Source organism: Robertmurraya phoenicis (assembly GCF_047302285.1).
GTDB lineage: Bacteria > Bacillota > Bacilli > Bacillales > Cytobacillaceae > Robertmurraya.
This window is the reverse complement of record NZ_CP154845.1, coordinates 2,695,614-2,707,205: the sequence shown is the minus strand read 5'-3', so window position 1 is coordinate 2,707,205 and position 11,592 is coordinate 2,695,614. Positions and strand designations below refer to the sequence as shown.

The window sequence follows — 11,592 nt, the reverse complement described above, 5'->3', positions numbered from 1 at the left end:
TTTCATGGAGAATCATACAACGAGTAAAGAGCAACGGCGCGTATTATTTCGTCTCCTTGCATACACGAAGCCTCATATAAAGACGATCATTCTTGCCTTTTCGTTACTGCTTATTGCAACGGTTGGGGACATTCTTGGTCCAATCCTTGTCTCCATTTTCATCGATGATTATTTAAGACCTAGAAATATTGTGTTTGAAGCTCTTTTTATTCTGGGAGCATCCTATATGGGCATACAAGTGTTGAATATTGTTGTTTCATACTTTCAACTTTTGAAATTTCAAGAAATTGCTTTGAAAATCATTCAAGCCATGAGAGTTGATGTCTTTTCCAAGGTCCAATCGCTAGGATTGAAATACTTTGATAAAACACCAGCCGGCAGCATTGTCTCAAGAGTAACGAATGATACAGAAGCGATTAAGGAAATGTTTGTTACCGTCCTTGTTACGTTTATCCAAAGTGGTTTCTTAATGGGGGGAATTTTGGTAGCAATGTTCATCCTCAATAAGGAGCTGGCTCTATTCTGTTTGTTGATATTACCGATTCTCTATCTGATTATTCGGTCGTATAGACGTTTAAGCTCAAAGTTTTACCATGATATGAGAGAAAGACTGAGTCAGCTAAATGCGAAACTTAGCGAGTCACTTCAGGGGATGGGAATCATTCAGGTGTTTAGGCAGGAAAAAAGACTAAGAAAAGAATTTGAAGATATCAATGAAAATCATTTTCTTGCCGGAATGAAAAATATTCGAGTTGATGGACTTTTACTCCGTCCTGCCATTGATTTAGTGTATATTGGTGCACTTATTTTGATTTTAAGTTTCTTTGGGATTACATCATTTGATCGACCCGTTGAAATTGGCATTTTGTACGCCTTTATTAACTATCTTGATCGATTCTTTGAACCAGTTAATAATCTGATGCAACGTCTTTCATTATATCAACAAGCTATAGTCGCAGCCGCACGTGTTTTTAAATTACTGGACGAAGAAGAATTGGCTCCAAAACAAGCATTAGATGGTGGAAAAATAGTAAACGGAGAAATTGAATTCAAGGATGTTAGTTTTTCTTATGATGGCAAAAGGGAGGTACTAAAAAACATTTCCTTTGTCGCAAAGCCAGGAGAAACTGTCGCACTTGTTGGACATACTGGTAGCGGAAAGAGCTCCATTATTAATTTGATGATGCGTTTTTATGAATTTGAGCGGGGAAAAATACTCGTAGACGGTCAATCGATTCGAAATTATCGAGAGAGTGAGCTAAGATCAAAAATTGGTTTAGTTCTTCAAGATCCATTTTTGTTTTATGGAACGATTAAAGAGAATATCCGACTTCACAATCAAGAAATGTCTGATGAGGAAATTGAAGAGGCAGCTAAGTTTGTTCAAGCCCATCTGTTTATTGAAAAACTTGAAGGTGGATTTGACCACCAAATGGTAGAACGTGGTTCGACGCTATCGAGTGGACAGCGACAACTTATTGCTTTCGCGAGAACGATTGCCGCAAACCCGAAAATTTTAGTTCTTGATGAGGCAACTGCCAATATTGATACTGAAACAGAAGAAGCAATTCAGACGGCACTATCTCGCATGCGTGAAGGACGGACAACGATTGCCATTGCCCATAGACTTTCAACGATTCAGGATGCAAATCTGATTCTTGTCTTGCATCAAGGGGAAATTGTCGAAAGAGGAACTCACCAGGAACTTCTAGCACATAAGGGACTTTATCACAAAATGTATTTACTACAAAACGGCGCTCCTGAAAAATTAGAAGATGTGGTTGGATAGCTAAAAATAGAACTATCACACGAAGTTCAAATGCTATTTCATATCATTTTATTGCAAACTTTGCTAAAATGGATGAATAAAAAGACCATTTTTCAGGAGTTGTTATCATGACAGATGTGAACGTGTTCCTCGCTCTTGGGGCAGGGTTCCTTAGCTTTATCTCACCTTGTTGCCTACCGCTATATCCAGCATTCCTCTCTTACATTACAGGAATGTCTGTAGGGGAATTGAAGAACGAGAATGCTATGCTACAAAGAAGAAGCCTTTTACATACACTATTTTTCCTATTAGGATTTTCGATCATCTTTTTAGCATTAGGATTTAGTACAACTTTTATTGGAGAGTTTTTTAGTCAGTATCAAGACCTTATCCGTCAGTTAGGGGCTATTCTTATTGTTTTCTTTGGTCTTATGATTGTTGGAATATTAAATCCTGAGCTTCTAATGAGAGATCGAAAATATGAATTTAAAAGTAGACCAACTGGATACTTCGGTTCTGTCTTAATTGGGATTGCCTTTGCGGCTGGCTGGACTCCTTGTACAGGTCCTATTTTGATGACTGTCATTGCCCTTGCGGCAGCAAACCCTGGTTCAGGATTAGTCTATATGATTGCCTATATTCTCGGCTTTGCGATTCCGTTTCTTGTTCTTTCATTCTTCATTGGAAAAATGAAATGGATACGAAAGCATAATGTTTTAATTATGAAAATTGGTGGCTATATTATGATTGTAATGGGAATTGTGTTATTCTTCGATTGGATGACAAAGATTATTATTATCTTTTCTGGTCTATTTGGAGGGTTTAAAGGATTTTGAATTTTTAACTGTACGTCCGTGACTATTTTCCTATACGAATTATAATTATTGGAGAAAAATCCGACATAAAATAAGAAATTTGTCGGATCCTATTCATTGAAATTTCTAACTTGTTCCTATATATTATTAGTTGAATCATTTTTTTAAAGGACCTCATATTGAAGTTGATAGATGTATTTACTAGATTGAAGAATAGATATGATGTATGTTCAATCTGTCTACGATCGTATTGAATTTTCTCCGTACAAATAGCTTTTGTTAGAGATGAAATCTATCATTTTAATGGATATTCTTTTGTGTAAGATCTGTGGGGGTATACAACGATGGCGAGAATATTAATAGTAGACGATGCAAAGTTTATGAGATTGACCTTATCGAATATTTTGACAAAAGCAAACCATGAGGTAGTCGGTGAAGGCGAGAATGGAAGAGATGCTGTAGAGCTTTATCGAGAGCTCAATCCAGATTTGGTTACACTGGATATTACCATGCCGGAAATGAGTGGACTTGATGCGATCAAGGAAATCAGAAATGAATTTCCAAATGCAAAAGTGATTATGTGTTCAGCGATGGGACAACAAAAAATGGTTGTTGAATCAATAGAAGCAGGGGCTAAAGATTTTATCGTAAAGCCTTTTGATGAAGGAAGAGTTTTGGAAGCAGTAAACCGTGTATTAAACTAATAAAAAGGCCCTTTTCGCTAACATTGTTGCTTATCTTTGGGAATTAATAAGTAAAAAAAAAGCCTGTATCTCCTCTTAGAGACTAAAAGAGGAAGCGAAAAGTGCCGTCGCACATTTAATGTATAGCAGTAATTGAAATATATAGGGTAAAAACCAGGTTCTCGGTTTTTACGAAAAACTACAATCTATACGTAAACAGTGAATAAAAGCCATTTAGGGGACAACCTTAAATGGCTTTCGTTATTATTTTGGTACATTCGGTAAAAAAAGGGCACAAATTTCACTTGAATGATCTAAATCCTTGTCTCCAACGACATTTGTTTAGTATATAATGATAGGGAGTATCTTGAAAAAATTTTGTGTGGTAAAACAACATTAAACGAGTTGATATGGTATCAAACATATCAAGTGAAATTAAGAGTAAAGGATGTCTCTTCTATGGACTATGTGGTCATTACATCAATTGGGGCTGTAATTATGGCAGTCTTTGCTATGATTGTTCGAATGAAAGCAGCAAAAAAACCGGTATCCGCTAAAAAAATCATTTTGCCACCTGTTTTTATGAGTACTGGGGCACTCATGTTTATTTTTCCAATGTTCCGTGTGACTCCGCTAGAGATTGTCGAAGCGATGACAGTTGGTTTTCTATTTTCAATATTACTGATTAAAACATCTAAATTTGAAATACGTGATAATGATATTTACTTAAAGCGTTCCAGAGCCTTTATCTATATTCTAATCATATTACTTGTCGTAAGGGTCCTTGCAAAGCTCGTTCTAAGTTCAACCATTGATGTCGGTCAATTGGGGGGGATGTTCTGGATATTAGCGTTCGGCATGATCGTTCCTTGGAGAATAGCCATGTATCTGAACTATCGAAAGCTACAGCAACAGCTTTTTGAAGATATACCGACTAAGACAGTATAAAAAAGAGAGTCTGGAACCTCATCCAGACTCTCTTTTTTATGATTAGAACAAATGTTGATATGGTGCCACATCAATTCTTTTTTCGTTTAGTTTCTTCAATAAAAATTTATGGTCTCTTTTTGGTGTAGCTAAAATGTATCCTCTTATGACGAGGTCTTCTGTCACTTTATCTCGCTTTTCAGTTAAAGTGAGCTCACCAATTTTCCCTGCAATTTTGTGTCTAGCAACATCCCGAAAAAGCTCTGGTACAGGACTGACTAAATCTTCAAGCAATTCTTTTTGCTCGTCGTTCCACAGATGTCTCGTTTGACTTACGTAGTACTCTTCCCATTCCATATCCGATTTTCCGTCTTCTTTAGGGAGTTTCTTCAAGAACTTTCTAAACATGAAGTATCCACCAATGGCCATTGAGCCAGCGAACACAAATACCCAAACTACTATGAACCAACCAAACCAACCTTCTAGCATTTCATTCACCTACAAAACAGTATAATGTCAACCCTATTATAGACGTTCAAACTATGTTTAGACAAGACATGAGGGGGAATTTCGCAATGAACCACGGTTTTATATATTTAGAAATAAAAAAAAGCTGCCTATCATCTAAGGTAGCTTCAATATCAAAAAGGTAGTATGTAGTTGTTGGCGGGACCGCCTGGGAATCGAACCCAGCTATCCTGGCACGCAGGACACAGACGGTTTTGAAGACCGCGGAGGACACCAGTACCCCATTCAGCCCCGTATAGAACAATTCTCATTATACCTAGAAAGATATGTTCTTACAATAATAAATGTGGATTTAATGTTCTATTATCAAGAGTTTTTCACATTATTGTAATAAATACCTTTTTAATATGTGAAATTTTAGTAAGTAGTAAAGAGAAGAGATTAATATTTGTTCTAATTCTAGATTAGATCAAATGAATGACAAAGCTAACTATGGCAGGAACCGTCAAAATAATCACAACTACTCTAAATAAATGAATCGATAAAACGGTGGGGATATCTGTTTCATATCTTTCCGCAATTAAAGACATTTCGCTCATCCCTGCAGGGGCAGAACTAGCTAGTGCAGTACATGGATCAAATCTCAAATATCGGTGGAGAATGAACGCCAATAATAAGCCGAGAATGGTATTGATTAAGGATACGAGAAGTCCAGGAATCCAAATCTGTTTTATTAAATCGAACGTTTCTGTAGTGAAAGCTAGCCCGATGTTACCACCAACAATAACTTGTATGATTTTTTTGATTTTTAAAGGGAATTTTGGCACATTTTTTTTGAATATTGTCCAGAGTGAAATAACGAGTACAGAACCTAAGAAAACGCCTAAAGGGAATTGCGTGCAATACCCGACAAATCCTCCTATAAATGCAAGGATGATAATGAGCGTCCACTGTTTTAGTTGAACATTCATATGGATAGAGTTCTCCTCCTTTTTAGTTAACTGAGCGTTCGCACATTTTTTCTAGTATGTTTGTTGAGTTCAGTATCAATCTCTTTATCTCGCTTATAAAAATAGTTTAAAAGTATCGTGAAAAATGACATCACAACTATTACGCGGATGAGATGAATGACTACAATAATTGGTGCTTCCAACTTTAAAGCTTTTGCGGTAATAGCCATTTCTGGGATTCCCCCGGGGGAGGAGGATAAGATTGAGGCCCCTAAATCAAGAAATGTTAACTTATCGACTAAAAAACCAGTTCCTACAGACATGAGGATAACGCTGCAAAAGATAAATATGAAACTGAAAAATAATTTTTTAATTTGCTCTTTTGTTAATTTTATAAAAGATAAGCCAAACATCGTTCCTAATAATAGTTGAACGATAAATGTGAGAGGAGTTGAAGTTTGGAAGGAAAGGATTTCAAAGTGTTTGCTAATTCCAACAGCAAACATCGCTCCAATCATCGTCCCGAGCGGTAATTTTAAATATGATCCGATGATGCCTCCTAATGCGGCTATCGTGAGAAATAGGGAAAACTGTAAAAAAATCAACGCATTTACCTCCAAAATATTTGACACTTATTGTGCTATTGTAAAACAAAAATATTACATTAAATAATAAGAATTTTTTTAATCTATCATAAAAATAATGAATATTTTATGCATTTAATATACACGGGACCTTTTTCATGGTTGGTTGTCCGTAAATAGTCCTATAGAAAAAAAGGATAACAATTTATTTCCTAATCTAATTAGTTTATGTTTAAAGAAAAGAAAAAAATGGCACCGTTTTCATTGATTTTATTGGGTTTTCAGAAAAAACCATGTCATATTTATTGACAATATATTGGATATCTTGTTCGATTTTTATTATATTAAGAACAATATTTAATTTACTGAATATTAAATAATTTCAGTATTGATAGTTTTTTAACGTTATTTTCCTGGTGGTTTTATGTATAAAAATTCAATTAATTTGGAGGTTATGCAATGAAAACAAGTACGTATTCGGATCTAGTAAAAGAAGTTTACCAAAGGATTTCATCTCATGAGTTGGTAAAGGAAGGACTTGAATTTCTAAAAGAAGATCATGAGCAAACCATCGAAGAACAAATTGTCATTGCAGAAATTCCAGCCCCACCTTTTAAGGAAGAAAAGCGTGCCAAATTTATCCTTTCGAAATTAAAGGATTTAGCACTTGAAAATGTTGAAATGGATGAAGAAGGGAATGTTTTCGGTTTACTTCGTGGAGTGGGAAATGGTCCGAAAATATTCGTTTCAGCCCATCTTGATACAGTTTTCCCTGAAGGTACAGACACAACTGTTAAAAAAGAGAACGGGATTCTTTTTGCCCCAGGAATTGTTGATGATACGAGTGGGTTAGCAGAAATGATATCAATCATACGAGCATTTAAAGAAAAGAAGATCCAACCGATTGGAGATATTGTGTTTGGGGGAACAGTTGGAGAAGAAGGGTTAGGAAATTTACGAGGTGTTCGCGCGTTCTTTAATAATCATCAGGATATTGATGGATTTATTTCCATTGATGGCCCAGAAATTTCGAGAATTTGTTATAAAGGTACAGGAAGTTATCGGTACAAGGTTACATATAAAGGACCTGGTGGACACAGTTTCGGTGCATTTGGGCTACCAAGCGCCATCCATGCACTAGGTAGGGCGATTGCTGAAATTGCAGACATTCAATCAAAAGCTGATCCAAAAACGACATTTACCGTTGGAGAAATAGGTGGTGGAACTTCTGTTAATGCGATTGCGGCAGAAGCGCATATGTATGTTGACTTACGTTCGAATGATCCGCAGGAGCTGGTGAAGTTAGAACAGCAGTTTTTAGCGATCATTGAGAAAGCTTGCGAAGATGAAAATGCACGCTGGAATACAGACAAAATTAAGTTGATGACAGAAAAAATCGGAGATCGTCCAGCTGCGACACAACCTGATGATACACCTATTGTCCAGATTGCGAGTGCTGCAACAGAAGCATTGGGTATAAAGCCAACATTAGCTGGCCCTAGTAGTACGGATTCTAACGTGCCTATGAGTTTAGGAGTACCGTCGGTGACGTTAGGCAAGGGAGGGAAAAGTGGAGGAGCACATACATTAGATGAATGGTTTGATCCGACTGATTCCTATCATGGACCACAGAGAGCTTTCCTAACCATTGTTGGCCTTGTAGGAGGGGAAAATATATGTGAACCACTCCTTCCAAAGAAAAAATAGATTGATTCTACTAGAGGAAAAGTAATAAACGGGTTTAAAACTATAAAGGGGGTGGAGATGAGTATGAATAAAAAAATTGTTTACCTATTCATGCTAATGTTGTCATTAATTGTTGCGGGTTGTAATGGAGGAGCGAATGAAGCTTCAAATGAAAATGGTGAAAATATCGAAAAAACGACGGGTGGTGAATTAAGAGCTGCCTTAGGGCAACAACCGGAAACACTAGACCCGCAAATCAGTACAGGAGCCACAGTAAAATATGTTACTAGACATATTTTTGAATCTCTCCTAACCTTGGATTCTAATTTTCAACCAGTTCCTGAATTAGCAGAATCATATGAGAAAAGTGAGGATGGATTAACTTATACATTTAAGCTACGGGAAAATGTTACCTTCCATAATGGTAAACCTATGATGGCAGAAGATGTTGTTGCCTCTATGAATCGCTGGAAGGAGCAATCTGCTGTAGCGCAACAAATTCTTGGTGAGGGAGCTATTTTTGAGGAGGTAGATGAATACACGGTTGAGTTAAAGTTGGAAGCTCCTAGATTAACAGCGGTAGACGCAATTGCTTCACCAAAACAATTTGCTGGAATTATGCCGAAGGAAGTAATTGAATCTGCTCCTGCTGAGGGAATCGAAGAATATATTGGAACTGGTCCATTTAAATTTGAAGAGTGGAAACAAGACCAATACATTCATTTGTCCAAATATGAGGAATATGAACCAGTTGATTTACCATCTGACGGCTTGTCTGGAAAAAAAGAAGCGTTAGTAGATGATCTCTATTTCGAAATTGTAACAGATCCATCTACACAATTGTCAGGCTTACAAACGGGACAGTATGATGTCGCTTATTCACTACCAAATGATAATTATGAGCAACTAAAAAATGACGAAAATTTAAAAACATATACAGACCTATATGGAAATGGTCTCCATCACTTCAATAAAAAAGAAGGAATATTTACCAATCCAAAAATGAGAGAAGCTGTTAACGCTGCCGTGAATAATGATGAGATTATGCTAGGTGGCTGGGCTCATGAGGATTTATATGAGGTAGATGCGGGATTTATGGCAAACAGCCAAGTTTGGTATAGTGAGGCCGGAGCTGAACAGTTTAATCAAGCAGACCCAGAAAAGGCAAAGAAATTATTAGCAGAAGTGGGATATAACGGAGAAGAAGTAGTGATCATGACGAATAGTGAAAGTGAATTATACAACATGTCAGTCGTTTTCCATGAGCAGCTAAAGAAGATTGGTATGAACGTAAAACTAGAGGTTTTGGATCGAGCCACTTATTCTGAAAGACGGACAGATCCTGCAAATTGGGACCTTTTATCGGTTGGTTTGTCTACGGTAACGACTCCATCTCAGCATTTATCTTTAAGTGCTACTTGGCCAGGGTGGACGGATGATGCAAAAGTTGCCGAAATGCTTGATGCAATTGAGGCATCCCCAACTCTAGATGATGCCTTAGTCGTGTGGGAAGAATTGCAAGCATATTTATGGACGGACTATTTGCCAGGTATTAAACATGGAGATTATTTCTATTATCTCGCATCTTCCTCCAAAGTAGATGGCTTGACCATTTTTGAAGGACCAATCCTGTGGAATACGTCAGTTTCAAAATAAACTCCTTCTATTAAAATAGGTATTTAGTCAACGTTATTTCAAAATGTGTTAAGGAATAAACTGAATATATCCAAAATCTTCGTTTTTTTGAACGAGGGTTTTGGATAAAGATTTATGAGAAAGGGGTTTACCGTATGAAGGACTATTTGATGTATATAATCAAGCGGATACTTTCGCTTATTCCTGTGTTATTTGTCGTATCAATCATTGTCTTTCTAATTATTCATTTAACACCTGGTGATCCAGCGACGACGATGTTGGGCGATGAAGCATCGACAGAGAAAATACAAGAGTTACGCCAACAATTAGGTTTAAACCTACCTTTATATCAGCAATATTTAAATTGGCTTTTAGGCGTATTCCAAGGTGATCTCGGAACTTCCTATTTTATGAGAGATCCTGTTACAGTTGCGATTATCGATCATCTCGGACCAACTATTTCACTCACGATTATTGCTCAAATAATCGCCCTATTCATTGCTATTCCAGTTGGAATATTTGCCGCTAAACGTCGAGGGACAGCATCTGATCAAACCGTTATGGGTTTTTCCTTATTAGCGATGTCTGTGCCGAATTTTTTACTAAGCTTGCTATTAATGCTCCTTATTGGTGTAGTTCTGCAATGGCTTCCAGTAGCTGGCTATGCACCTTTACAATCAGGGTTATGGAGTCATTTGCAGTATTTAATCATGCCAGGCATTGCCCTTGGGGCTATTCAAGCAGCGTTAATCGCTCGGATTACTCGCTCATCTATGTTGGAAGTTCTCAATAATAGCTATATCAAAAGTGCGAGAGCAAAAGGGGTTAAAGAAAAACAGATTATTTATAAGCACGCATTTAAAAATGCGTTCCTACCGATATTAACCGTCATTGGCCAAACATTTGGCGGATTGATTGCCGGAGCTGTAGTCGCTGAAACGATTTTTAATATTCCGGGAATCGGGCAATTGACCATTAATTCAATTGAACGGCGTGACTATCCTATGATTCAAGGAGTCATTTTTTTCGTGGCAATGGCTTATGTGTTTATTAATCTAGTAGTTGATTTATTATACGGGATGATTGATCCAAGAGTTCGACTAGAGCGGAAATAGAAAGGGGAGTTAAGTGTGGAAGCTGTTGAGGGGAAGATTGAAAAACAAATAGAAGTAACGGATGTAAAACGTCAGTTGATAAAAAATCAGAGATCTTTATTGCTACGCAAACTTTTGAATAGTAAACAGTTTGTGATTGGGAGTGCTGTACTAGTCCTATTCATTCTATTTGCTCTGTTTGGTCCAATGATTTCCTCTTATGAACCATATGAAATGGTTGTGACAGACAGACTTCAATCCCCAAGCGTTGAGCATTGGTTAGGAACAGATAATTTTGGAAGAGATTTGTTTGCACGAGTGACATATGGTGCGAAGGTTTCTTTAGGAGTTGGGTTCTCTGTAGCGATACTATCATCCATCATGGGGATGATTATTGGACTTTATGCGAGTTATTATCGTTCGTTAGATCATATACTGATGCGAATTTGTGATGGGGTCATGTCTTTCCCAGCTATTATGCTAGCGATTGCTTTAATGGCTGCTTTAGGTCCAAATACAGTGAACATTATTATCGCTTTAAGTATTGTTTTTACACCTTCGATAGCTCGGATTATACGTTCCTCTGCCCTAGTGATTCGTGAACAAACGTATATTGAAGCAATGAAGTCTCAAGGGGCCAGAGATTGGCGAATCATTTGGCTACATATCGCACCAAATACAATCTCACCATTATTTGTTCAAGCTTCTTTTATCTTTGCTGATGCCATTATTACGGAGGCGGGACTTAGTTTTCTTGGAGCAGGTGTTCCAGCTCCAGATCCAAGCTGGGGAAATATATTATCTGATGGAAAAGAAGTGATTTATACCGCTTGGTGGATGATTGTGTTCCCAGGGATTGCGCTCATTTTTTCCGTGTTGAGTATTAATTTACTTGGTGATGGATTGAGAGACTTTATTGATCCTCATGGGACAACAAAACGAATAAAAAGAACGAAACAATAAAGGGGAATCCATTTGATAA

The 11,592-nt window shown here is 37.2% G+C and carries 11 protein-coding genes and 1 tRNA gene; 8 read left to right on the top strand and 4 right to left on the bottom strand.

Going from position 1 to position 11,592, the window contains the following annotated elements:
- Nucleotides 1-4 precede the first annotated feature (4 nt).
- The 4 genes from AA0X71_RS13400 (at nt 5) to AA0X71_RS13385 (ending at nt 4,214) form a co-directional block, all read left to right on the top strand.
- Nucleotides 5-1,789, top strand: coding sequence for an ABC transporter ATP-binding protein (locus AA0X71_RS13400; protein WP_413355807.1), 1,785 nt, complete (start codon nt 5-7; stop codon nt 1,787-1,789).
- A gap of 107 nt (nt 1,790-1,896) precedes the next feature.
- Nucleotides 1,897-2,604 carry a cytochrome c biogenesis CcdA family protein gene (locus tag AA0X71_RS13395; protein ID WP_413355806.1) on the top strand — a complete coding sequence of 236 codons (708 nt, stop codon included), beginning with the start codon at nt 1,897-1,899 and terminating at the stop codon, nt 2,602-2,604.
- A gap of 323 nt (nt 2,605-2,927) precedes the next feature.
- On the top strand, nt 2,928-3,287 hold the full coding sequence (locus AA0X71_RS13390; RefSeq protein WP_413355805.1) for a response regulator: 360 nt from the start codon (nt 2,928-2,930) through the stop codon (nt 3,285-3,287).
- A 438-nt stretch (nt 3,288-3,725) separates the two neighbouring features.
- A complete protein-coding gene (locus AA0X71_RS13385; protein ID WP_413355804.1) occupies nt 3,726-4,214 on the top strand; it encodes a CcdC family protein in 489 nt (162 codons plus the stop codon).
- A 42-nt stretch (nt 4,215-4,256) separates the two neighbouring features.
- Here the strand turns inward: AA0X71_RS13385 and AA0X71_RS13380 are convergent, their stop codons facing one another.
- From AA0X71_RS13380 to AA0X71_RS13365, 4 genes are all read right to left on the bottom strand, one after another.
- Nucleotides 4,257-4,682: a DUF2621 domain-containing protein gene (locus tag AA0X71_RS13380; protein WP_413355803.1), complete on the bottom strand. Its 426-nt coding sequence runs from the start codon at nt 4,680-4,682 to the stop codon at nt 4,257-4,259.
- Nucleotides 4,683-4,857: 175 nt separating this feature from the next.
- Nucleotides 4,858-4,954 (bottom strand) — tRNA-Sec (locus AA0X71_RS13375).
- A 171-nt stretch (nt 4,955-5,125) separates the two neighbouring features.
- The gene (locus tag AA0X71_RS13370; protein WP_413355802.1) at nt 5,126-5,632 is read right to left on the bottom strand and encodes an AbrB family transcriptional regulator; all 507 of its coding nucleotides are present in this window, start codon (nt 5,630-5,632) and stop codon (nt 5,126-5,128) included.
- 26 nt (nt 5,633-5,658) lie between these two features.
- Nucleotides 5,659-6,216, bottom strand: coding sequence for an AbrB family transcriptional regulator (locus AA0X71_RS13365; protein ID WP_413355801.1), 558 nt, complete (start codon nt 6,214-6,216; stop codon nt 5,659-5,661).
- A 438-nt stretch (nt 6,217-6,654) separates the two neighbouring features.
- Between AA0X71_RS13365 and AA0X71_RS13360 the strand changes: the two genes are divergently transcribed.
- The 4 genes from AA0X71_RS13360 to AA0X71_RS13345 all read left to right on the top strand — a co-directional run bounded on the left by AA0X71_RS13360 (nt 6,655) and on the right by AA0X71_RS13345 (nt 11,573).
- The gene (locus AA0X71_RS13360) at nt 6,655-7,902 is read left to right on the top strand and encodes a M20/M25/M40 family metallo-hydrolase (protein ID WP_413355800.1); all 1,248 of its coding nucleotides are present in this window, start codon (nt 6,655-6,657) and stop codon (nt 7,900-7,902) included.
- A gap of 57 nt (nt 7,903-7,959) precedes the next feature.
- Nucleotides 7,960-9,537: an ABC transporter substrate-binding protein gene (locus AA0X71_RS13355; protein ID WP_413355799.1), complete on the top strand. Its 1,578-nt coding sequence runs from the start codon at nt 7,960-7,962 to the stop codon at nt 9,535-9,537.
- A 134-nt stretch (nt 9,538-9,671) separates the two neighbouring features.
- Nucleotides 9,672-10,631, top strand: a complete 960-nt coding sequence (locus tag AA0X71_RS13350) for an ABC transporter permease (protein ID WP_413355798.1) — start codon at nt 9,672-9,674, stop codon at nt 10,629-10,631.
- Between the two features lie 15 nt (nt 10,632-10,646).
- Complete coding sequence (locus AA0X71_RS13345; RefSeq protein ID WP_413355797.1) at nt 10,647-11,573, top strand: ABC transporter permease; 927 nt, start codon at nt 10,647-10,649, stop codon at nt 11,571-11,573.
- The last annotated feature ends 19 nt before the right edge of the window (nt 11,574-11,592 follow it).

Excerpts from the sequence above, each read along its gene's own strand:
- AA0X71_RS13360 (WP_413355800.1), top strand. The coding sequence starts at position 6,655 with ATGAAAACAAGTACGTATTCGGATCTAGTAAAAGAAGTTTACCAAAGG.
- AA0X71_RS13390 (WP_413355805.1), top strand. The coding sequence starts at position 2,928 with ATGGCGAGAATATTAATAGTAGACGATGCAAAGTTTATGAGATTGACC.
- AA0X71_RS13355 (WP_413355799.1), top strand. The coding sequence starts at position 7,960 with ATGAGTATGAATAAAAAAATTGTTTACCTATTCATGCTAATGTTGTCA.
- AA0X71_RS13370 (WP_413355802.1), bottom strand. The coding sequence starts at position 5,632 with ATGAATGTTCAACTAAAACAGTGGACGCTCATTATCATCCTTGCATTT.
- AA0X71_RS13350 (WP_413355798.1), top strand. The coding sequence starts at position 9,672 with ATGAAGGACTATTTGATGTATATAATCAAGCGGATACTTTCGCTTATT.
- AA0X71_RS13395 (WP_413355806.1), top strand. The coding sequence starts at position 1,897 with ATGACAGATGTGAACGTGTTCCTCGCTCTTGGGGCAGGGTTCCTTAGC.
- AA0X71_RS13380 (WP_413355803.1), bottom strand. The coding sequence starts at position 4,682 with ATGCTAGAAGGTTGGTTTGGTTGGTTCATAGTAGTTTGGGTATTTGTG.
- AA0X71_RS13400 (WP_413355807.1), top strand. The coding sequence starts at position 5 with ATGGAGAATCATACAACGAGTAAAGAGCAACGGCGCGTATTATTTCGT.
- AA0X71_RS13385 (WP_413355804.1), top strand. The coding sequence starts at position 3,726 with ATGGACTATGTGGTCATTACATCAATTGGGGCTGTAATTATGGCAGTC.